Below are 20,427 nucleotides of genomic sequence, written 5' to 3' on the forward strand. Positions count from 1 at the left end.
TGTGCAGGCGCGTCCGCCCGTCGCGCTGAGATCTCCGGCCTTCACCCGGCTCTGGCTGGGATCGATCATCTCGTCGGTCGGCACCCAGATGAACATCGTGGCCGCCGCCTGGGTGCTCTATCAGCAGACCCACTCGACGATCCCGCTCGGCATTCAGGGCTTGTGCTTCTCGATCCCGATCGCCACCGTCCCGTTGCTGGCGGGCCCGATCGTCGACCGACTCGATCCGTTCGCCGTCGTGAAGGTCGCCTTCGTGGTCGAGGCGGCGACGGCGGGCACGCTGGCGGTGGCTGCCGTGACAGGCGTTTTGCATCCGCTGTTCTTCTACGCGGCCGCGGTGATCGACGCCTGCCGGCTCGCGTTCGTGATCCCGGCGCAGACGGCGCTGACACCGGCTCTCGTCCCACCGGACGCGCTGTTGTCGGCCCAGTCGCTGTCGATGGCGGTCTGGTCGTCGTCGGCGCTGGTGGGTCCCGCGGTGGGAGGACTGCTGCTGGCCAGTACCGGTACGGCGACGGTGTTCGCGGTCAACGCTCTGGTCACGGTGATCGCACTGGCCGCGATCGTGTCGCTGCGGACTCCGCACCGCCCTGACCGGTTGGAGTCAGCGGATCGGCTCACCGACGGCCTGCGCTATGCCCTGACACATCGCTGGGTGCTAGCCCTGCAGCTGGTCCTGGTCGCCAGCAGCACGCTGGCCATCAGCGCGGAGACGCTGCTACCGGCTCTGGCGGTCACTACCTGGGACTCGTCCAGCACCGGATACGGCTTGTTGCGCGCGGCTCCAGGAGTGGCGGCGCTGGCCACGGGACTCTCGATGTCCATGATCGCCAAGGTCCCTCAGCGACCCCTACGGCTCATCACGCTCGGTCTAGTCGCCGGTGCGAGCTGCATAGCCCTCTTCCCGCGCACACCGACAATTCTGTCGGCCTGGGTGGTGCTCGGCGTCGCATCACTCGCACTGACCGGGACCCAGATAGTCACCGGCACACATCTGCAACGGCACATGCCCCCGCAGTTCCTGGGCGCGCTGGGAGGCCTCAACGCCATCAGCCAGAGCGGTCTGCCCGGCATCGGCGCAGCAGCCACCGCCACGGCAGCGCAGTTCACCGGCCCGACCACCGCACTCACCGCCGCGGTCTGTCTAGCGGTTGCGTTGACGGGGGCCGCCCTGATCGTCCGGCGCACCTGAACGCCGTGTCGAACCCTATGGATGCGTTCAGGCGCGCCGGGGCTATCAGTCGGTGACGATTTCGATCGTCACCTTGTTCGGGTAGAAGGCGACGTGGTCGCGGATGTCGGCGACTGCGTCGTACGGCGCTTCGTACGTCCACACCGCGTTCACTCCGTCCGCTCCGGCGGGGAGAACGCTGTAGTACGACGCGTCGCCCTTGTAGGGGCAGTAGGTCTCGTTGTCGGTGCGCTCCAGCTGCGTGAAGTCGACGTCCTTGCGCGGGATGTACTGCACCGCGCCGTAGCTCGCCTCTTGCAGCGACAGGGCGTCCCGGGTGTCGGCGATCACCTGGTCGCCGACCTTCACCACCACGCGGTCCGGATTCTTCCCGACGGTGATCGGGTGGTCCGGGCCTGGAATCTTCACGGTCTTCTCCGCCATTGCCGTCAGCTCTCTGTGGAGGGAACAGTCCAGGCTTCAACAACCAACCGGCGTCCGGCGGCATTCCCGGATCGGCCATCATCGTGAGATGGAGTTGCGCCAGATCCAGTACTTCGTGACCGTCGCCGAGATCCTCAACTTCGGCCGGGCCGCGGAGCAGCTCGGGATGGGTCAGCCGGGGGTGAGCCAGCAGATCGCCCGGCTCGAGCGTGAACTGGGTGTGCCGTTGTTCGACCGCTCGGCCCGTGCGATCCGCCTGACCGAAGCCGGCCAACGGTTCCTGCCCGCGGCCCGTGCGGTGCTCGCCTCGGTCGAAACCGCCCGCGCCGCCGCGACCGGCCAACCGGGCCGCACGCTGCGGCTGGGAACCAGTACAGGACTCGGCGAGCGGCTGGAGACCGTGGTCGCGGAGCTGTCGTCCCAAGGTCTGCACGTCGATCTGGTCAGTACGTCGACGCGCGCCAGGCTCGACCGGGTCCGCGCCGGCCAACTCGACGCCGCCTTCGTCCGCGGCACCGACGAGGCGGCCGGCCTGGAGTTCATCCCGGTCTGGGAAGACGCCCTGCTTGTCGCCCTCCCCGCATCGCTCGCTCCGGACGGCGAGATCCCGGTCAGGGATCTCCGTGAGTTGCCGCTGCGGATCACCGAGCGCCGGACGAATCCACCGCTCGTCGACCTGGTGATGTCGGCCTGTACCGCGGCAGGGTTCGAACCGGTCCTGGGCCCGCGGTCGAGCAGCCTGCAGGACACGCACGCCGCGATCGGCGCGGGCACCCCGAGCTGGACGGTCATCTACGAGTCGCACGCCCGCCTGCTGCGCGAAGGGCGCGTGGTGTTCAGAAGACCACGTCCGCGGCTGGCCCTGACCACCAGCCTGGCCGTCCCGGCCGGGACCACGGTCGACGCGGACCTCGCCGTACTGCTGGAAGCGTGCCGGAAGGCGTCCGATCAGTTCGAGTGATGAGAGCAGATCGGATCTGCGTCTCGTTCGTCTCGGCCGCAGCGGCTGGAATGGGCTCAGAACCCAACGAACGAAAGGAAATCCGATGCCGATCGTCACCGTCCTGCAAGGCCCGCGGACGCCGGAGCTCAAGCGTGAGCTGGTCCAGAAGGTCACGGACGCCTTCGTCGACAGCCTCGGCGTACCGGCCGACAGCGTGCAGGTCTGGATCCAGGAGACCCCGCCGGACAGCTGGGCCGTCGGCGGCACTCTGACCGCCGACAAGTAGCTCAGTCGAGCGGGAACGGACAGCTGTTCACCGAGTGCCCCGGCGGCGTGGTCGGGTCACTCAACAGCTTCGAGCTCGACCACCAGGCAGGGGCCGCCGTCGAAGGCGCCACCATCGATGCCCAGGACCAGGCGGTCGGCGTACAGGTGCGGGCCGGTGAGGAACTCCGGGTCGATGCCGAGTTGGTCGGCGACGATGCTGTGCCCGTGCACGATGCGCCGACCGCCGAGGTGATGCAGCATGATCCGGGCCGCCCGCGGTCCTTCCGTCCCGCGGAAGGCGAACCGCGAGGTCATCCGCCGCCAGATCTCCCACCACACCTCGAGATCGGCGCTGTGCAACTCGGATCGAGCGGTGGCATTGATCTGGTCGAGCGTGTCACCCCATTCGACGTACTCCACCGTGTCGGAGTGCATCAGCAGGTGATCCGCGTCCACCGCGAGCATCGGCCGGTCGAGCAGCCACTCGACCTCCTCCTCGGTGAGCAGTTCCTGGTCACGGTCCTGGCCGCCGTTCAGCGCCCAGGACCGCTCGAAGCTGCGGGCGCTGATGCCGTCGTGCGGGACGAACGTGTCGCCGAACTTGTGCATCCCGAGCGCGAGGATCTCGTGGTTGCCGAGCAGGACGCCGATGTTCCCGTCCGGTGCCTGCTCGATCAGCTGTCGGACGAAGCGCAGTACGCCGATGCCGTCCGGACCGCGATCGAAGAAGTCGCCGAGGAACCACAGCCGCGCGTCACCGCCGGACCAGGTGCCCTCGGCATCGATCAGTCCCGCCGCCAGCAGCGAGGCCTTCAGTTTCTCCGGGTGGCCGTGGATGTCACTCACGGCGAACACCCGGCTCACGTCACCCCCGGAGCGTCAGCACGATCAGTACGACGTTCAGCGCCGTCACCGCGGTTGCTACCAGGCATGCGGCGAGAGTAGTCGCACGACGGTTGACGAAGTCACCCATGACGCGCCGTGAAGCGGTTAATCGGACCAAAGGCCACAGCACACACGGGATGCCGAAGCTCAGCACCACCTGCGAGATGACCAGCGCCCGGCTCGGATCGACACCGATCGCGAGGATCACCAGCGCCGGCAGCAAAGTGATCAGGCGGCGGAAGGCCAGCGGGATGTGTCGCTTCCAGAATCCTTCGAGGATCACGGAACCGGCGTACGTCCCGACGGACGACGACGCGAACCCGCTGGCCAGCAGCGCCAGCGCGAACAGCAACGCCGGCAGCTGGCCAAGGCGGTCGCCGATGGCACCATGCGCAGCGTCGAGCGAATCGGCTCCGGTGCCGCTCAGCGCCGCGGCGGCGAGGACGACCATCGCGAGGTTGACCGCGCCGGCCAGGGCCATTGCGATCGCCACGTCGACGCGAGTGGCGCGCAGTACGCGAGATTTGCCGCTCTCTGATCGGATGGACTTCCAGTGCCGGTCGGTGACGAGGGCGCCGTGCAGCCAGATCGCGTGCGGCATCACGGTCGCGCCGAGCATGCCGGCCGCGAGCACCAGCGACTCCGTGCCGTCGAGGCGTGGCACGAGGCCGCCGACCACGCCGCTCGCGGACGGATCCGATTTCACCGTCGACACCACGAAACCGACCAGAACCACCGCGAGCAGCCCGATGATCGCCGCCTCGAACGGTCGCTGCCCCCGCTTTGACTGATAGATGAGCAAGGCGAACGAGACCAGGCCCGTGACCACTCCGCCCAGCAGCAGCGGGATGTCGAACAACAGGTTGAGCGCGATCGCGCCACCGACGACCTCGGCCAGGTCGGTCGCGACCGCGACCAGCTCGGCCTGCGCCCACAACCCGGTCGACGTGGATCGCTTGAAGTGCTCCCGGCACAGCTGCGGGAGCGTACGTCCGGTCGCGATGCTCGCCTTGGCGGCCAGATACTGCACCAGGACGGCCATCAGGTTGGCGCCGACGACCACCCAGCAGAGCAGATATCCGTACGTCGCACCCGCGGCGATGTTGGTCGCGAAGTTCCCCGGGTCCACATAGGCGACGGCGGCAACGAACGCCGGTCCGAGCAGCAACAGCCCGGATCGATTCAGTTGCCGCCGTAGGGGCGCCGGAGCGTACATGGAAGAAGTCTCCACGACGGCACCGACAACGCAAGCCTGGATCTGGTTTTGAGACAGCAGTTAAGGTCTGGACCTGAACTCTCAGGCCCAGGAGAACTGGATCTCGAGCGAGACCTCGACCGTGGAGTCGCCCGGGGTGATGACGAGGGCGGAGTCGTAGGCCTTGCTGGACTCCATCCCTGCGGCGACCCCGCGGATCGGATGGAAGCCGGACGTCTCTGCGACCGAGGTGACCGAGCCGAGTGAGTACCCGGCCAGATCGGCGAGCTCGGCGGCCTTCTCGCGGGCCTGCCGGAAGGCGAGTTCGCGGGCCTGGGTGAGCAGTGCGGTCTTGTCCTCGATGTCGAACTGCAGCGCGTTCAGGCCGAGATTGTTGCCTGCGGCATCGACCGCCGCGTTCAGCAGCCGGCCGAACCCGGTCAGGTCCTTCGTGGTCACGGTCAGGATGTGCGATCCCCGGTACGTCGTCGCCGTCCCCGGCTCCCGGTACTCCTGGAAGACGTTCACCGTGGTCGTCGAAATGTCGGACGCGTCGATCCCTTGGTCGCGCAGCGCCGCCGTCACCGCGTCCGTCGCCTCGGTCACCTGTGCGACCGCGGCCGCGACATCCGATGCGACGTGTTCGACGCTGAACGACACCCGCAGTACGTCCGGTGCCGCACTGACCTGTCCTGACCCGACAACCCGCACCCCAGTGTCCATGTCCGTCAGTTTCGCATCATCTGGTGTCGGTTTGGGTGTTACTCGGGCAGTGCACACTGCACCATCGACCTTCCGCGCCCAAGGAGACTCAGATGCGCAGCCGAATCCTCCTCTGCACAGCTCTCGCCGGTGTTCTGCTCACCGGACTGACCACAGCCGACGCGACCGGGAAGGACTCCGGGGTCGCGCGCGCGTTCGAGGCGGCCGACCGCAGTACGGCATGGTCCCTGGTCGACCGGATCCCGCTGCGGTTCCCGACGTACCATCCGCAGGGTTTTGCGCTGGTGGGAGACCTGATCTTCCTGTCCAGCGTGCAGGTGCTGGAGGCGCCGGTGAAGTACCCGGTGCCGGTGGACGGGTACGACCGGACTCCGGGCAAGGGGATCGGGCATCTGTTCGTGATGGACCGGCAGGGGAATCTGAAGAAGGACATCCGGATCGGCGAGGGTACGGCGTACCACCCGGGCGGCATCGACTACGACGGCCAGAACGTGTGGGTCCCGGCCGCGGAGTACCGGCCGAGCTCGCGCGCGATCGTGTATACCGTCGACCCGAAGACCTATCGCGTGACTGAGCGCTTCCGGGTGCAGGACCACGTCGGGGGAGTAGTCCGCGACCGCACCACCGGCCAGGTCCATGGAGTCAGCTGGGGCTCCCGCACCCTCTACACCTGGACCCCCACCGGCCGCCGCCTGGACGCATCAGCCAACGAGTCCCACCTCCTCGACTACCAGGACTGCGACTACGTCGCCCGCGGCAAACAACTCTGCGGCGGCGTCACCACCCTTCCCGGCCCCAACAACACCACCTACGACCTAGGCGGTCTGGCCCTCCTAGACCTCCGCACCAACCGCATCCTCCACGAGATCCCCTTCCCCGCCTTCTCCCCCACCACCAACCACAACGCCACCCGCAACCCGGTAGCCCTCGAAACCACCCCCACCACCCTCCGCCTCTACACAGCCCCCGACGACGGCGAAGACCCCCAAGGCACAGAACTACAAATCTACGAATCCCCCCTCAAGTAACCGCGGTCAGTTGGTTTGGGGGGGTGGGATGGTGTGGAGGTCTACGAGCTCCCTCAAGTAGGTGTGACGACCTGAGCGCTCTCCAGCAACCGAGCAGCCCACTCGATACTCTTCGCTGCCTCTGAAGCTGACACCGAGCCCGCTTGGTACTGCGACTTCGACTTGAGCTTCAGCAGCCGGGACAGTGTCGTACTACTGTCCCGGCCCGCAGGCCCTGCACCTCTCAACTCGCCGACCGCTGAACTCGCGGGCCTTGGTGAGATGTGCTCGGGCCTCGTCGAGTGGGGTCACTAGCCGGCCTTTCGGTGCAGGGTTTGTTGGGGAGTGGTGCCGGTGATGGGTACAGCGTCGTGGCGGAGCTCGGTGATGAGGCGCTCGCCGTGGCTGATGAGGTCTTGAATCTCTTGTGCGCTGTACTCGACGACTTCGCACGAGTTGCCGGACCACAGGCTTGCGTGCGCGGCCAGTGTTTCGACCTGTTCGACCCAGCGAGGATCCGAATCGTCGATCTCGTCGGGACGCACGATCAACAGGTCGAGATCGCTCTGCGCGTCGCCTTGGCCGCGAGCGGTCGATCCGAAGAGCCAGATGGCCTTTGCGCGCAGCGCCCACGTCTCTGCCTCTGCCTTGATCCGCTCCAGCAGAACCTCGCGGAGCCGTGCGAGGAGGTCAATTGCCTGATAGGCAACGTGGTCCCGGTTCAACGTGTAGAGCCGAGCGCGTCCCGCAGGCTCGGCAATCACCACCCCGTTGTCGACGAGATCGTCAAGAACCCTTTGTACGCCGCTGGGGCTGGCCGGTGTCCGCAGCAACGCCGTCACCGCACGTCCGGTCAGTGGGCGCCCGGAACGCGCCAGTACGCCGAGCACGCGCCCATGTAGTCCGGGCACCACGCTCGACATCGGCTCGGGGAACTGCACGGCAACCACCTCCGATTGCCCACTATATCAGTCATATGCCCACTTTTCAGGACAAAGGTTCAGCTGGCTCGGGGGATTATTCGGGCTGGGATGTTGTGGAGGTGGCAGAGGGAGAGGAGGGCGGTGCCGTCGATGAGTTGGAGGGGTTTGCCGGTGGCGAACTGGTAGCTGGTGGGGCCGAAGCCGCTGGTGGTGATGAGGATGCCTTTGGTGGCGCCGGCGTCCAGGACGGTGCCGAAGAGGTCGCGGACGGCGGACGGGGGGACGGTGCGGGTCCAGAGCTTCGCCTGTACGACGAACTTGCCGCCGGTGATCGGACGGGGGTCGTACGCGACGCAGTCGATCCCGCCGTCCGTGCCGCGGCGGAACAGGCGCGTCTCCAGGCCCATCCGGGTCAGCAGGTTCTGGACCAGGTGCTCGAAGGAGTCGGGGCTCAGCTCCAGCAGGTTGGGCCGGCTGTCGAGCTCGCTGATCACGTCGACCGCCTCGATCGTGCGTGGATCGGCCAGATCGAACTCCAGTACCGGCTCCACCGGCTGGAGCTCCTCCGGATGCCGTGACACCTCGGCCGCGAAGTAGTGCCGTACACACGCCACCGGATCCAACTGGTCCAGCACGAGCGCCTGGAACTGCTCCCGCGTCGCCCGCAGGGTGATCAGGCACGGTCGGACGGTCTGTCCGGTGGTCAGGTCCACGGACTCGACCATCCCGTTGAACACCACCGTGTCGACCACGCCGTACCGATCGCTGCCGAAGACCAGGTGCAAGGCCCGCAACGCCAGCTGGGCAACGAGTTGCTGATACAGCCGCCGGAGCTCAGTCGTCTCCCGCGGCACCGCGAGTACGGCGTCGACCGTGCGGTCGTACCGGTACGACGCCTCGGCCGGTACGACGCTCACGTCCGGCAGATCCCATTCGAGCGCGAGCAGCGTGGACTCCGGCACGTATCCGACCTTCCGGCGCTGCGGGAAGTCGAACGGCTCGGTGATTCGCTCCAGCGCCTTCTGGAAGTACCGGGTGACCGATGCCCGGTCGCGGTGCTCCACCGCGCGTTCGTACGCGTCGATCCGCGCGTGCTGCTCCGCGGTCGCCTCGTCGAGTCGCCGCTGCTGTTCGACCTGGTCGCGCAACGCCCTGGCCACGCGCTCACGCCGGTTCTCCTCCGAGGCTCGGTGCCGTTCGATCGACTCGGCGAAGCGGTCCTCCGCGGCGGCGAGTCGTCGCGCGAACCGCCGCTCGGCACCCCACCAGCGGAAGCGACCCGGGGGGTGGGGCACGAACGCATCCCAGAGGGGCCCGGGATGCGGTTCGAGATCGGCCGGCGACACGGTCGGCGGGGCCCGCCGGGGCGCCCGTTTGAGCGTCTGCAGGTCGGTGCCGTGGACATCGATCGCGAGAGCGTCGGCCAGGATGTTGCCCAGGACCCGGACGCGCTCCTCTGCCGCAGCGGTTCGCTGTGCCGCCTCGGCGGTTCGCCCGGGCGGACGCTCGCTGCGGGCGTGACCTTCGACAGATCGGCCCATCGCCTCACACCTCTCTCCACCAATGTAACGGTCCAACCACGCAGGGCGACGAAAATGACGGAGAGTTGGAGAGGACATTGCTTGCCGTCCACCCCCTGTTTCCTGCTGCACGTGCACTTGCTCAGGCATTTAGCCGAAGGGACGATGGGTTTATGAGCCTTCCGTCGTACGCATCCGGGGTGTCCGAGGTCCCATTGCTGGGCGAGACGATCGGTGCGAATCTCCGCCGCACGATCGCGGCGTACGGCGAGCGGGACGCGCTCGTGGAGGTCCAGACCGGTAGACGCTGGACGTACGGCGAGTTCGGCGCCGAGGTCGAGCTGGTCGCGAGAGGCCTGCTGGCGCGGGGCATCGCGAAGGGTGACCGGGTCGGCATCTGGGCGCCGAACAAGGCCGAATGGACGATCACGCAGTACGCGACGGCGTTGATCGGCGCGATCCTGGTGAACATCAATCCGGCCTACCGGACCCACGAACTGGCGTACGCGCTGAACCAATCGGGCGTTCGTTTACTGGTCTCCGACACCGAGTTCAAGACCAGCAACTACCGCGCGATGGTCGAGGAGGTCCGGCCCGACTGCCCGGCGCTGGAGGAGACGGTCTACCTCGGCACCGGGGATTGGGACGCCCTGCGCGACGACGCCGACCGGATCACCGCCGCCGAACTTGCCGAACGCGAAGCAGAGTTGGCATTCGACGATCCGATCAACATTCAGTACACCAGCGGTACGACCGGATTCCCCAAGGGTGCGACGCTGAGCCACCACAACATCCTGAACAACGGCTTCTTCGTCACCGAAACGATTGCTTTCACAGCTGAGGACAGGCTGTGCATACCTGTGCCCTTCTACCATTGCTTCGGGATGGTGATGGGAAACATCGGGTGCACCACCCACGGCGCCTGCATGGTGATTCCCAGCCCGGCGTTCGATCCGGCCGCGGCGTTGCAGGCCGTCCAGGACGAGCGCTGCACCGGGCTGTACGGCGTACCGACGATGTTCATCGCCGAGCTCGGCCTGCCGACCTTCGACGAGTACGACCTGACCACCTTGCGGACCGGCGTGATGGCCGGGTCGCCGTGCCCGGTCGAGGTGATGAAGCGATGCGTCGCGGACATGCACATGGCCGAGGTCGCGATCTGCTACGGCATGACCGAGACCTCGCCGGTGTCCACGCAGACCCGTCGCGACGACGATCTGGACCGGCGCACGTCGACAGTCGGTCGCGTCCTGCCGCACGTCGAGGTGAAACTCGTCGACCCGGCCACCGGCCTCGTCGTCCCCAGGGGTGAGCCCGGAGAGCTGTGCACCCGCGGGTACTCCGTGATGCTCGGCTACTGGAGCGACCCCGAGAAGACCGCGGAGGCGATCGACCAGGCCCGCTGGATGCACACCGGCGATCTCGCGACCATGCGCGCGGACGGGTACGTGAACATCGTCGGCCGGATCAAGGACCTGGTCATTCGGGGTGGCGAGAACGTGTACCCGCGGGAGGTCGAGGAGTTCCTCTACACGCATCCGTCGATCGCCGACGTCCAGGTGGTCGGCGTACCGGACGATCGGTACGGCGAGGAGCTCTGCGCCTGGATCAAGCTCAAGCCGGGCGCCGACCCTCTCGACGCGGCGGCGATCAAGGCCTTCGCCACCGGCAAGCTCGCGCACTTCAAGATCCCGAAGTACGTCGTGCTCGTCGACGACTTCCCGATGACGGTCACCGGGAAGATCCGCAAGATCGAGATGCGCGAGAAGTCCGTGGAGCTCCTCGGCCTCGGGTAACCGCCTGCCTTCGGTGGTTTCGTGGTTACACACGCGAAACACCCCGGGCCGGTTTGGAAACGTGAGTTTGTTCCGGAGGCAATTGCGCGGCAATCGGGCGGTCCTTCACTGGATGTCATCCAGAACGGACCGAGACCCCGGGAGCCGGCATGCAACTCACAGACGGTGCGCACGTTCCCGTCGTCGTGGTGGGCGGCGGTCAGGCCGGGCTCGCGACAAGCTGGCACCTGGCCGCGCAGGGCCTGGATCACCTTGTGCTGGAGGCGGATCGGGTCGGCAGCGAGTGGCGCAACCGCCGGTGGGACTCGTTCTGCCTGGTGACGCCGAACTGGCAGTGCCGGCTGCCGGGATTCGCGTACGGCGGCCAGGATCCGGACGGCTTCATGCTGCGCGACGAGATCGTCGAGTACCTGGAGAACTATCGCCAGGCGTACGACGTCCCGATCGTGGAAGGTGTTCGCGCGACCCGACTCGACCACGGGTTCCGGCTCGCCACGACCGCCGGGACGATCACGGCGGACCAGGTGGTGATCGCGACCGGTCCGTACCAGCGTCCGCGGATCCCGCGGATCGCCGAGCGACTCGAGGTCACCCAACTGCACTCCTCGCAGTACAAGAACCCTGACCAGTTGCCGCCGGGCGAGATCCTCGTCGTCGGGACCGGGCAATCCGGCTGCCAGATCGCCGAGGACCTGCACCTGGCCGGGCGCACCGTGCATCTGGCCACAGGCAGCGCGCCGAGGGTTGCCCGGTTCTATCGCGGGCTCGACGTCGTGGCCTGGCTGGACCGGATGGGCTACTACAGCAAGGGTATCGACGAGTTCGACGACGTCGACGCGGTGCGGTTCCGGGTGAATCATTACGTCACCGGCCGAGACGGCGGCCGCGACATCGACCTGCGGAAGTTCGCGCTGGAGGGGATGCGGCTGTACGGCCGGCTCGTCGACGCGGATCAGGGCGTCCTGCGGTTCGCCGACGACCTCCGGCAGAACCTGGACCACGCCGACGAGGTCTCCGAAGGCATCAAGGACTCGATCGACGCCTATATCGTTGCCAACGGCATCGAAGCGCCGGAGGAGCCCCGCTACCGACCGGTCTGGACACCCTCGCAGACGCCGGAAACCCTTGATGTGCAGGGGATCGGTGCCGTGATCTGGAGTACTGGCTTCCACCGGGACGACGCGTGGATCCGGGTGCCGGTGTTCGATGGCCAGGGGTATCCGACCCACCAGCGTGGCGTGACGAGCGTGCCCGGCCTGTACTTCATCGGCTTGCCCTGGCAGCACACGTGGGGATCCGGCCGGTTCGGTGGAGTCGCGGACGACGCCCAGTACGTCGTCGAGCGCATCACCGAGCAACGGGCCGGCGTGCACTGGATCGCCGGCAAGCACCGGACGGTGGCGTGAGATGCACGTATCCGATGCTCACCGCCATCTCGGCGTACTCCCGGCGTACCCCTTCTACGGAGGGCCTCCGGTCAATCCCGATCTCACCGCGCGGGCGACGATCGACGAACTGATCGCCGATCTCGATGCCGAAGGCACCGAACGTGCGCTGGTGATCCCGAACTACGGCGTTCCCGACGTCGCGATCTCGTTCGGCTTCAACGAGCTCGTGGTCGAGGCGGCCGCGCGGGACGACCGGATCCGGGCCGGCCTGTGGGTGTCGCCGCGACCCCAGGACGCCGAGCTGACCGCGAAGGCGCTGACGCTCGCGACCGAGCCCGGCGTACGAGCGCTCAAGCTGAGCTTCCTGCTCGGCGGTCACCCCACCGACGATGCCGTCCGACCTCAGCTGGACGAGATCTTCGGGACCGCCCGCGAGCACGGCCTGATCGTGCACGTCCACACCTCACCCGGCGCCGCGTCCGACATCGACCACGTCGGACACCTGGTCGAGACGTACGCCGACGACGTGCCGCTGCACCTGGTCCACTTCGGTGGCGGGATGAGCGGACACATCAAGCTGATCGGCTCCCGGTTCTTCGACTGGATCGAAGCCGGCAAGCAGGTCTACACCGATCTGTCCTGGGCGATCGGATTCGCCCCGGGCTGGCTGGCCGCCGAGATCGAGCGTCGCGGCAGCGGGCACGACCGGGTGCTGTTCGCCAGCGACCAGCCCTGGGGTGACCACGCCGGCGAACTCGCCCGGATGCGCGCCGCGATGGGCGACGGCGAGCTCGGCGACCACGTTTTCCACCGCACCTTCTCCCACCTGTACGACTGACCCACCACAAGGAGCAACGATGCCCGAAACCGCCGAACTGACCGACCTCGAGACCAAGAGCCTCGGAGAGATCCCACACCCGTCGCTGCCGCAGGGCTCCAGCATCTACGGCGGCACCAAGGTGTTCCCGGACTACCAGGCCGAGGACGGCGAGACCTACTTCACCCTGGTGCACGGCATCGCGCACGAATCCTCGGTGAGCTTCGTCGCGATCCTCCAGGCGACCCGGGCGCAGCGGAAGGGGTTCGAGTCCGCGATCTACTTCTACGGACCGGGCTCGCTGAACTGCCTGGCCACCCGCGGCTTCCCGACCACCGGCAACTCGGCGTTCCCCGGCGAGCACAACATCAACGAGTCGCTGAAGACGTTCATCGCCGAGGGCGGCAAGGTGTACTGCTGCCGGTTCGGGCTGTCGCTGCACGGTGCTCGCGAGGAAGACCTGATCGAGGGCGTCATCCCGACGCACCCGCTGGACGTCCAGGACGCGCTGATCCACTACGCGCGCAAGGGCGCCATCATCAACTCGACCTACATGTTCTGAGGGGTATTCCCATGAGCGTTGGCACCGAAGAGTCCTTGGCGGTCCGGGCAGAGATGGCCGTGTACGGCGTTCAGGTGGACGCACCCGTCCGTCGCAGCAAGGGCGCCGGACCGAGCGACGACGGGCACCTGGTCGTCGACGGTGCCAACGCGACCCTCCCGATCGTTGCCGACAGCCCCTATCAGGTCAAGGACGGATCGGTCTTCCGTAACGGCCTGAACCTGGGCCTGTCGGTCGAGCCGGTCCGCCGGCCGAAGTTCTACGACCTGACCACGGCCGACGGCGTCCCGTACCGCCAGATCGCCTTGCTGCACGGCAAGGACGTGCTCGCGACGACCGTGGTCCAGACCTGCATCCGGTACGAGGAATCGACCCGCTGCCGGTTCTGCTCGATCGAGGAGTCGTTGCGAGCCGGCGCGACCATCGCGGCCAAGACCCCGGCCCAGTTGGCCGAGGTCGCCGAGGCGGCGGTCCGGCTGGACGGCGTGACCCAGATGGTGATGACGACGGGTACGACGACCGGCCCGGACCGCGGCGCCCGCAACCTGGTCCGGTCTGTTCGAGCCGTGCTGGCGGCGGTGCCCGGCCTGCCCATCCAGGTCCAGATCGAGCCACCCGGTGATCTGTCGGTGCTGACCGAGCTGCGGGAGGCGGGTGCGACGTCGATCGGGATCCACGTGGAGTCGCTCGACGACGCCGTACGGCGCAAGTGGATGCCGGGGAAGTCGACCGTGAGCATGCCTGAGTACGAGGCGGCGTGGGACGAGGCCGTGCGGGTGTTCGGGCGGAACCGGGTGTCGACGTACCTGCTGATCGGGCTTGGCGAGGACGCCGACGAGCTGGTCGCCGGGGCGGGGCGGTTGATCGAGCGCGGCGTGTACCCGTTCGTCGTACCGCTGCGGCCGATGCTCGGCACCCTCGCGCGGGCGGATGGGGTGACGGCCCCGGATCCGGAAGTGGTTCGGGACATCACCGCCCGCGTGGCCGCGTTGCTTGCCGAGGCCGAGATGCGGGGCGCGGATCAGGGCGCGGGGTGTGCCGCCTGCGGTGCCTGCAGTTTGTTGTCGGCGGCTGGCGCATGAGTACGACGGTGGTCCAGACAGCCGGCGTGATGCGGGCCGCGGACGTCCGTGCGCTGCTCGGCGATCCGCCTCCGGCCTTTCTGATCGAGGAGGCTGATGATGCGGCCAAGCGCGCGTATTGCGAGCTGCGGCGGCTCGCGTTCGTCGAACAGCAAGGCCTGTTCGCACACACCGACCGCGACGACCGCGACGACGATCCACGAACGATTGTCCTGGTAGCTCGCGACACCCAGCGTGAGGTCATCGGCGGGGTCCGCCTCGGCCCGGCGACCGGGGGTCCCGACATCGGCTGGTGGCAGGGCGGCCGCCTGGTCGCCGCACCAGGAACTCACCGAGGCGTGGGCGCGGCACTCGTGCGGGCCGCCTGTGCTCGGGCCGAGGCGGAGGGTGCTCTGCGCTTCGACGCGACCGTGCAGCTCGCCACTCAGCGGTTCTTCCAGCGGCTTGGGTGGGACACCATGAGGCCGGTGACTGTTGCCGGGACGCCACATGTGCTGATGCGGTGGCCGATCGAGCGGATCGCGCGGTTGGCCGAGGCAACCAAGAGTGAGCTGGGCCCTTTACTCCAAGGGATTGGGACGAAGGGGTTCGTCGGTGACGACGGTGCGCCGGTGCCGGGGAGCGATCTCGTCGCGGCGTGCGACGCGATCCTGCCGGCGATGGTCGAGCGGGATCCGGAGTGGGCCGGCTGGTGCTCGGTCCTGGTCAATGTCAACGACCTGTCCGCGATGGGTGCCGAGCCGGTCGGACTGCTCGACGCGCTCGGTGCTCGGGACGCTGCTCAGGCGGCCCGGGTGCTGGCCGGACTGCAACGGGCCGCGAAGGTGTACGGCGTACCGATTCTTGGTGGGCACACGCAGCTCGGCGTGCCGGCCGCATTGAGTGTGACCGCGCTTGGCCGAACCGCGCATCCGGTGCCCGGTGGAGGCGGCCGACCTGGACAGCGTGTCCGGCTGACCGCGGATCTCGGTGGTGCCTGGCGGCCTGGGTACGCGGGACGGCAGTGGGACTCGACGAGCCACCGGCGACCGGAGGAGCTGCGAGCGATGCTGGCCGCAGTCGGCCGGGCGCAGCCGGCCGCGGCCAAGGACGTGTCGATGGCGGGCGTCGTCGGGACGCTGGGCATGTTGGCAGAGGCAAGTGATTGCGCAGCGATCCTGGACGTTGCCGACGTACCGAAGCCCGCGGCGGCGACGATCGGGGACTGGCTGACCTGCTTCCCCGGCTTCGCGATGCTCACCGCCGGACCACAAGAACTCGAAGCTGGGCCCGCCGTGAGTGCCGAGTGCGGCGAACTGACCACTGGGCAAGGCGTCACCCTGCGCTGGCCGGACGGCGACGTCACGACCGCGCTGACCGCCGGCGTGACCGGGATGGGAGCAGCATGAGCCTCCGGATGGCGGCCGTGGCCGCGAACTTCGACCGCGACCTCGAAGGCGACTTCGCCCGCGTCGAAGCCCTGATCACACAGGCCCGCGAGGCCGGTGTCCAACTGCTCGCCCTTCCCGAGGGCGCCCTCGGCGGCTACCTGCTGAGCCTCGACGGTACGGCGCAACCGCCGCCGGCCTTCGACCTCGACGGGCCCGAGATCAAGCGACTCGCCAACCTGGCCGGCGACCTGGTCGTCACCGCCGGGTACGCCGAAGCCGCTGACGGACTGATCTACAACAGCGCGGTGTGCGTCACGGGTGACGGCGTACTCGGACATCACCGCAAGGTCCATCAGCCGTTGCGCGAGGACGAGCACTATGCGGCCGGGGACCGGTTCGAGGCCTTCGACACCCCGGTCGGGCGGCTCGGCCTGATGATTTGCTACGACAAGGCGTTCCCGGAGGCGGCCCGCACGCTCGCGCTGGACGGCGCCCAGATCATCGTCTGCATGTCGGCGTGGCCGGGTGCCCGGACGAACCCGGATCCGGACCTGGCCAAGGATCGGTGGAAGCGGCGGTTCGATCTGTTCGATCGGGCCAGGGCGCTGGAGAACCAGGTGGTCTGGCTGTCGGCCAACCAGTCCGGGATGTTCGGCTCGCTGCGGTTCGTGGCGAGTGCCAAGGTGGTCGATCCGGGTGGCGAGATCCTCGCCGACACCGGCGTGACCGAAGGGATGGCGATCGCCGAACTGGACGTCGAGCAGGCGCTGGAGCTGGCTCGTCGATCGATGGGACACCTGCGTGACCGGCGGCCGGAGACCTACGGATCGCCCGAGCTTGCGACGGTCTGACCGTGGGTCTACGGATCGGCGCGGTGGCGGCCGGGTTCACCCGGGACCTGGAGTTCGATCTGTCCCGGGTGGAGGCCTTGATCTGGCACGGGCGTCGCGAGCAGGTGCAGCTGCTCGTCCTGCCGGATGCGGCCCTTGGCGGGTATCTCACCGATCTGAGCAGCCCGTCGCTCGATGATCTGCCGCCGGCCCTCGCCCTCGACGATCCGCTGATCTCCAAGGTGATCGCGATGGCGGGCGAGATGGTGGTGTGCTTCGGCTTCTGCGAGGCGGACGGGCCGGACCGCTACAACACCGCGCTGTGCGTCACCGGTGACGGCATCCTCGGCAAGCATCGCAAGGTGCACCAGCCGCCGGCCGAGCGCGCGATGTATGCCGCGGGCAACGGGTTCGCCGCGTTCGACACCCCGGTAGGCCGACTCGGGATGATGATCGACTACGACAAGACGTTTCCGGAGGCGGCCCGGGCCCTGGCTGTCGACGGCGCGGACGTGATCGCGTGCCTGTCCGCCTGGCCGACCAGCATCACCAACCGGGCGCCGCGGATGAACGAGGACCGCCAGTCCCGGTTGTTCGACCTCTACGACCGGTCGCGCGCCGCCGAGAACCAGGTCGTCCTGGTCTCGTCCAACCTGACCGGCTCGATCGGCGGCCTGCGGTTCCTCGGCCAGTCCAAGGTGGTCGGACCCGGTGGCGACATCGTCGCCCGGACCTGGTCGAAGGCCGGGATCGCGATCGCGGACGTCGAGGTCCGGGCCGAGATCGAGACCGCTCGCCGGGTCCTGCACCATCTCGACGAACGCCGGCCGGAGGTGTACTGATGCGGATCGCGCTGCTCAGCTACTCGACCAAACCACGCGGCGGTGTCGTGCACACGCTGTACCTGGCCGAGGCTCTGGCGGCGGCCGGCGCCGACGTGACGGTGTGGTCCTTGGCCCGTGGCGGCGACACCGGCTTCTATCGCCCGGTCGATCCGAGGGTGCGGTTGTCCCTGGTCCCGTTCCCAGATGTCCCGGGCGAGCAGACCGGACCCCGGATCCTGCGCTCGATCGCCGTACTGCGGGAAGCCTTCGACGGAACGCAGTACGACGTCGTGCACGCCCAGGACTGCATCAGCGCGAACGCGGCGGGCCGGTGCGTCCGGACCGTGCATCACCTCGACCACTTCACCACGCCCGAGTTGGCCGCGTGCCACGAGCGGGCTCTGGTGCAGCCCTTCGCGCATCTGTGTGTCTCTGCGGCGGTCGCGGCCGAGTTGCTGGCCGGATGGGGGATCAAGGCAACAGTCATCCCGAACGGGGTCGACGCGTCGCGCTTCGCCACAGCGGCCGCCGACGTCCAAGAGCGGTGGCGTTCAAAGCTGGGCCGATACGTCCTCACGGTCGGCGGGATCGAACCTCGCAAAGGCTCGCTCGAACTTCTCGAGGCCTACGCGCTGCTGGACGATCCTGAGCTGAGGCTGGTGATCGCGGGTGGCGAGACGCTCTTCGACTACCGTGACTACCGATCCGCCTGGGACGCCCGCGCCGCTGAGCTCGGTGTCGCGCCGATCGTGCTCGGGCCGGTCGACGACGCCGAGTTGCCCGGTCTGGTCGCGGGCGCGGAGGTCTTCGCGTTTCCTTCGGTGAAAGAGGGCTTCGGCCTCGCCCCGATGGAGGCGCTCGCCGCCGGGGTCCCGCTCGTCGTCTCCGACCTGCCGGTCTTCCACGAGATCTTCGGCGCGGCCGCGACGTACGCGACCGGTCCGGCGGACTTCGCCGCTGCTTTGCGCGCGGCCGGCAGCGACGACAGCCGTGCGGACCTGGGCCGAAAGCTTGCCGCGGGCTACACCTGGGAAGCCGCCGCGGCCGCACACCTGGAGTTCTACGACATCATCAGTGCACCGAGAGCAAAAGCTGCCCCGAGTGCGCACACGCCGGTCCAGCCGGCCCACTCGTAGACAGCGGTCGACGCGATCGCGCCCAACCCGCTGCCGATCGAGTAGAACACCATGTACCCACCGATCAGCCGACTACCGGCATCGGGGCGGAGCGGGTAGATCCTGCTCTGGTTACTGACATGAACGGCTTGCACGGCGAGATCGAGGACGATAGCGCCGATCGCCAAGGCGAGCAGGGATTTCGGCGTCCAGACGAGCAGAAGCCAACTCGTTGCGAACAGCACCGAGGCTGTTCTCGTCACCAGTTGCCCATGGCCCCGATCGGCGAGTCGCCCGGCCGGGCCGGCGGCCAGAGCCCCAGCCGCGCCGATCAATCCGAACAGGCCGATCTCGGTGTGTGACAGCGAACGTTCGGTCAGCGGGAGTGCCACCGAACTCCACAAGGTGCTGAACGATCCGAAGATGAAGAACGCGCGGATCGCACTCGCCCGGAAGAGCGGTTCGTCTCGCCACAACTCCACGGTCGAGCGCAGCAGGGCGCCGTACGAAAGGTTGGTTTTCGGCTGGGGAGGAGCGCGGAACAGGGTCGCGGCGATCAGCAGGCTCAGTCCGGCGGAGATCAGGTAGACCGAGCGCCAGCCGGCCAGGTCGGTGAGCAGGCCGGCCGCGGTCCGGGCCAGCAGGATGCCGATCACGATGCCGCTCGTGATCGTGCCGACCGTTCGACCACGCTCGGCCGGTGGGCTGAGTGATGCGCCGAAGGCGACCAGCGACTGAGTGACCACCGCGAGGCCACCAACGGCGGCCAGCCCGATCAGGAGGAAGGCGGCGTTCCGGGCGACGCCGACGAGCAGCAGCGCGGCAGCCAGCAGGACGAACTGGACCCGGATGAGTCGCCCGCGGTCGAGCCGATCGCCGACCGGAACCAGGAAGAACAGGCCGAGGCCGTAGCCGAGCTGCGTCACGGTGACGAACGCGCCGACCGTGCTGGCGGCGATCCCGAGGTCGGCGCCCATCGTGACCAGCAGCGGTTGGGCGAAATACACGTTCGCGACCGCGATTCCGGCGGCCATCGCGAGGAACCGCCGATGTGGTTGCATCTTGCTACCGTAGGAGAAGTTGGTAGCATGTTGCAACCAGGAGGTGGGAGATGGTCAAACGGACCAGGTTCGACGACGAGAGTTGTCCGGTCGCGCGATCGGTGGACGTGGTCGGCGACTGGTGGTCGCTGCTGATCGTCCGCGACGCCTTCGACGGCAGCCGGCGCTTCGGTGAGTTCCAGCGCAGCCTCGGGGTGGCGAAGAACATTCTCAGCTCCCGGCTGAAATCCCTGGTCGACCACGGGATCCTCGAGCACACCGATCCCGACTACGTCCTGACCGCGAAGGGCGAGGCACTGTTCCCGGTCGTGGTCGCGCTGCGCCAGTGGGGCGAGGCGTTCTCGTTCGAGCCCGGTGAGCCACACTCCGAGCTCCTGGACCGGCGCGACTCGTTGCCCTTGAGGCGGCTCGAGGTCCACGCGGCCGATGGCCGGACGGTCGGGCCGGCGGACACCGTCGTACGGAAGGTCGGCTTTAAGGAAGTCTGAAGGCCGGTCCGCACGA

The 20,427-nt window shown here is 68.0% G+C and carries 21 protein-coding genes; 14 read left to right on the plus strand and 7 right to left on the minus strand.

The genetic code is table 11. From position 1 onward, the window contains the following. Position 1 precedes the first annotated feature (1 nt). Positions 2-1,192 carry an MFS transporter gene (locus tag ACWF4Z_RS32385; protein ID WP_452246988.1) on the plus strand — a complete coding sequence of 397 codons (1,191 nt, stop codon included), beginning with the start codon at positions 2-4 and terminating at the stop codon, positions 1,190-1,192. Between the two features lie 45 nt (positions 1,193-1,237). Here the strand turns inward: ACWF4Z_RS32385 and ACWF4Z_RS32390 are convergent, their stop codons facing one another. Further along, positions 1,238-1,615, minus strand: coding sequence for a DUF427 domain-containing protein (locus tag ACWF4Z_RS32390; RefSeq protein WP_452246989.1), 378 nt, complete (start codon positions 1,613-1,615; stop codon positions 1,238-1,240). 88 nt (positions 1,616-1,703) lie between these two features. Between ACWF4Z_RS32390 and ACWF4Z_RS32395 the strand changes: the two genes are divergently transcribed. After that, a complete protein-coding gene (locus tag ACWF4Z_RS32395) occupies positions 1,704-2,576 on the plus strand; it encodes a LysR family transcriptional regulator (RefSeq protein ID WP_452246990.1) in 873 nt (290 codons plus the stop codon). An 85-nt stretch (positions 2,577-2,661) separates the two neighbouring features. After that, a complete protein-coding gene (gene dmpI, locus ACWF4Z_RS32400) occupies positions 2,662-2,844 on the plus strand; it encodes a 4-oxalocrotonate tautomerase DmpI (protein WP_452246991.1) in 183 nt (60 codons plus the stop codon). Between the two features lie 56 nt (positions 2,845-2,900). Here dmpI and ACWF4Z_RS32405 read toward each other — a convergent pair whose 3' ends face one another. The 3 genes from ACWF4Z_RS32405 to ACWF4Z_RS32415 all read right to left on the minus strand — a co-directional run bounded on the left by ACWF4Z_RS32405 (position 2,901) and on the right by ACWF4Z_RS32415 (position 5,628). Then, entirely contained in the window at positions 2,901-3,671 is a 771-nt protein-coding gene (locus ACWF4Z_RS32405; RefSeq protein ID WP_452246992.1) for a metallophosphoesterase, read from the minus strand. Between the two features lie 19 nt (positions 3,672-3,690). Further along, positions 3,691-4,926 carry an Nramp family divalent metal transporter gene (locus ACWF4Z_RS32410; protein ID WP_452246993.1) on the minus strand — a complete coding sequence of 412 codons (1,236 nt, stop codon included), beginning with the start codon at positions 4,924-4,926 and terminating at the stop codon, positions 3,691-3,693. Between the two features lie 81 nt (positions 4,927-5,007). After that, positions 5,008-5,628, minus strand: coding sequence for an SIMPL domain-containing protein (locus ACWF4Z_RS32415; RefSeq protein WP_452246994.1), 621 nt, complete (start codon positions 5,626-5,628; stop codon positions 5,008-5,010). A gap of 92 nt (positions 5,629-5,720) precedes the next feature. On the opposite strand from ACWF4Z_RS32415, the gene ACWF4Z_RS32420 reads away from it, so the two are divergent. Further along, the gene (locus ACWF4Z_RS32420; RefSeq protein WP_452246995.1) at positions 5,721-6,656 is read left to right on the plus strand and encodes a DUF6454 family protein; all 936 of its coding nucleotides are present in this window, start codon (positions 5,721-5,723) and stop codon (positions 6,654-6,656) included. Positions 6,657-6,946: 290 nt separating this feature from the next. On the opposite strand, the gene ACWF4Z_RS32425 is transcribed toward ACWF4Z_RS32420, so the two are convergent. Both ACWF4Z_RS32425 and ACWF4Z_RS32430 read right to left on the minus strand, forming a co-directional pair. Further along, positions 6,947-7,477, minus strand: a complete 531-nt coding sequence (locus tag ACWF4Z_RS32425) for a nucleotidyltransferase domain-containing protein (RefSeq protein ID WP_452246996.1) — start codon at positions 7,475-7,477, stop codon at positions 6,947-6,949. A 158-nt stretch (positions 7,478-7,635) separates the two neighbouring features. Then, positions 7,636-9,099, minus strand: coding sequence for a restriction endonuclease (locus tag ACWF4Z_RS32430; RefSeq protein ID WP_452246997.1), 1,464 nt, complete (start codon positions 9,097-9,099; stop codon positions 7,636-7,638). A 152-nt stretch (positions 9,100-9,251) separates the two neighbouring features. Between ACWF4Z_RS32430 and ACWF4Z_RS32435 the strand changes: the two genes are divergently transcribed. From ACWF4Z_RS32435 to ACWF4Z_RS32475, 9 genes are all read left to right on the plus strand, one after another. Beyond that, positions 9,252-10,874 carry an AMP-binding protein gene (locus tag ACWF4Z_RS32435; protein WP_452246998.1) on the plus strand — a complete coding sequence of 541 codons (1,623 nt, stop codon included), beginning with the start codon at positions 9,252-9,254 and terminating at the stop codon, positions 10,872-10,874. A 149-nt stretch (positions 10,875-11,023) separates the two neighbouring features. Next, positions 11,024-12,280 carry an MSMEG_0569 family flavin-dependent oxidoreductase gene (locus tag ACWF4Z_RS32440; protein ID WP_452246999.1) on the plus strand — a complete coding sequence of 419 codons (1,257 nt, stop codon included), beginning with the start codon at positions 11,024-11,026 and terminating at the stop codon, positions 12,278-12,280. Position 12,281: 1 nt separating this feature from the next. Next, positions 12,282-13,100, plus strand: a complete 819-nt coding sequence (locus ACWF4Z_RS32445) for an amidohydrolase family protein (RefSeq protein WP_452247000.1) — start codon at positions 12,282-12,284, stop codon at positions 13,098-13,100. A 19-nt stretch (positions 13,101-13,119) separates the two neighbouring features. Next, positions 13,120-13,641 carry an MSMEG_0572/Sll0783 family nitrogen starvation response protein gene (locus ACWF4Z_RS32450; protein ID WP_130441080.1) on the plus strand — a complete coding sequence of 174 codons (522 nt, stop codon included), beginning with the start codon at positions 13,120-13,122 and terminating at the stop codon, positions 13,639-13,641. Between the two features lie 11 nt (positions 13,642-13,652). Next, positions 13,653-14,723, plus strand: a complete 1,071-nt coding sequence (locus ACWF4Z_RS32455) for an MSMEG_0568 family radical SAM protein (protein WP_452247001.1) — start codon at positions 13,653-13,655, stop codon at positions 14,721-14,723. Then, a complete protein-coding gene (locus tag ACWF4Z_RS32460) occupies positions 14,720-16,111 on the plus strand; it encodes an MSMEG_0567/sll0787 family protein (protein WP_452247002.1) in 1,392 nt (463 codons plus the stop codon). Before ACWF4Z_RS32455 ends, ACWF4Z_RS32460 begins: the two co-directional genes overlap by 4 nt. Then, positions 16,108-16,944, plus strand: coding sequence for a carbon-nitrogen hydrolase family protein (locus tag ACWF4Z_RS32465; protein ID WP_452247003.1), 837 nt, complete (start codon positions 16,108-16,110; stop codon positions 16,942-16,944). Before ACWF4Z_RS32460 ends, ACWF4Z_RS32465 begins: the two co-directional genes overlap by 4 nt. Positions 16,945-16,946: 2 nt before the next feature. After that, the gene (locus ACWF4Z_RS32470) at positions 16,947-17,765 is read left to right on the plus strand and encodes a carbon-nitrogen hydrolase family protein (protein ID WP_452247004.1); all 819 of its coding nucleotides are present in this window, start codon (positions 16,947-16,949) and stop codon (positions 17,763-17,765) included. Continuing rightward, complete coding sequence (locus ACWF4Z_RS32475) at positions 17,765-18,883, plus strand: MSMEG_0565 family glycosyltransferase (protein WP_452247005.1); 1,119 nt, start codon at positions 17,765-17,767, stop codon at positions 18,881-18,883. Before ACWF4Z_RS32470 ends, ACWF4Z_RS32475 begins: the two co-directional genes overlap by 1 nt. Here ACWF4Z_RS32475 and ACWF4Z_RS32480 read toward each other — a convergent pair. Further along, entirely contained in the window at positions 18,808-19,923 is a 1,116-nt protein-coding gene (locus ACWF4Z_RS32480; protein ID WP_452247006.1) for an MFS transporter, read from the minus strand. The two genes, ACWF4Z_RS32475 and ACWF4Z_RS32480, sit on opposite strands and share 76 nt — an antisense overlap. A 50-nt stretch (positions 19,924-19,973) precedes the next feature. Here ACWF4Z_RS32480 and ACWF4Z_RS32485 point away from each other — a divergent pair, with 50 nt between their 5' ends. After that, positions 19,974-20,411: a winged helix-turn-helix transcriptional regulator gene (locus ACWF4Z_RS32485; RefSeq protein WP_452247007.1), complete on the plus strand. Its 438-nt coding sequence runs from the start codon at positions 19,974-19,976 to the stop codon at positions 20,409-20,411. Positions 20,412-20,427: the final 16 nt, after the last annotated feature.

Source organism: Kribbella sp. NPDC055071 (genome assembly GCF_053608045.1).

Bases quoted from the DNA above. Each gene is read 5' to 3' on its own strand.
- ACWF4Z_RS32390 (WP_452246989.1), bottom strand. From the start codon at position 1,615: ATGGCGGAGAAGACCGTGAAGATTCCAGGCCCGGACCACCCGATCACC.
- ACWF4Z_RS32395 (WP_452246990.1), top strand. From the start codon at position 1,704: ATGGAGTTGCGCCAGATCCAGTACTTCGTGACCGTCGCCGAGATCCTC.
- dmpI (WP_452246991.1), top strand. From the start codon at position 2,662: ATGCCGATCGTCACCGTCCTGCAAGGCCCGCGGACGCCGGAGCTCAAG.
- ACWF4Z_RS32410 (WP_452246993.1), bottom strand. From the start codon at position 4,926: ATGTACGCTCCGGCGCCCCTACGGCGGCAACTGAATCGATCCGGGCTG.
- ACWF4Z_RS32415 (WP_452246994.1), bottom strand. From the start codon at position 5,628: ATGGACACTGGGGTGCGGGTTGTCGGGTCAGGACAGGTCAGTGCGGCA.
- ACWF4Z_RS32420 (WP_452246995.1), top strand. From the start codon at position 5,721: ATGCGCAGCCGAATCCTCCTCTGCACAGCTCTCGCCGGTGTTCTGCTC.
- ACWF4Z_RS32430 (WP_452246997.1), bottom strand. From the start codon at position 9,099: ATGGGCCGATCTGTCGAAGGTCACGCCCGCAGCGAGCGTCCGCCCGGG.
- ACWF4Z_RS32435 (WP_452246998.1), top strand. From the start codon at position 9,252: ATGAGCCTTCCGTCGTACGCATCCGGGGTGTCCGAGGTCCCATTGCTG.
- ACWF4Z_RS32440 (WP_452246999.1), top strand. From the start codon at position 11,024: ATGCAACTCACAGACGGTGCGCACGTTCCCGTCGTCGTGGTGGGCGGC.
- ACWF4Z_RS32445 (WP_452247000.1), top strand. From the start codon at position 12,282: ATGCACGTATCCGATGCTCACCGCCATCTCGGCGTACTCCCGGCGTAC.
- ACWF4Z_RS32450 (WP_130441080.1), top strand. From the start codon at position 13,120: ATGCCCGAAACCGCCGAACTGACCGACCTCGAGACCAAGAGCCTCGGA.
- ACWF4Z_RS32455 (WP_452247001.1), top strand. From the start codon at position 13,653: ATGAGCGTTGGCACCGAAGAGTCCTTGGCGGTCCGGGCAGAGATGGCC.
- ACWF4Z_RS32460 (WP_452247002.1), top strand. From the start codon at position 14,720: ATGAGTACGACGGTGGTCCAGACAGCCGGCGTGATGCGGGCCGCGGAC.
- ACWF4Z_RS32465 (WP_452247003.1), top strand. From the start codon at position 16,108: ATGAGCCTCCGGATGGCGGCCGTGGCCGCGAACTTCGACCGCGACCTC.
- ACWF4Z_RS32475 (WP_452247005.1), top strand. From the start codon at position 17,765: ATGCGGATCGCGCTGCTCAGCTACTCGACCAAACCACGCGGCGGTGTC.
- ACWF4Z_RS32480 (WP_452247006.1), bottom strand. From the start codon at position 19,923: ATGCAACCACATCGGCGGTTCCTCGCGATGGCCGCCGGAATCGCGGTC.
- ACWF4Z_RS32485 (WP_452247007.1), top strand. From the start codon at position 19,974: ATGGTCAAACGGACCAGGTTCGACGACGAGAGTTGTCCGGTCGCGCGA.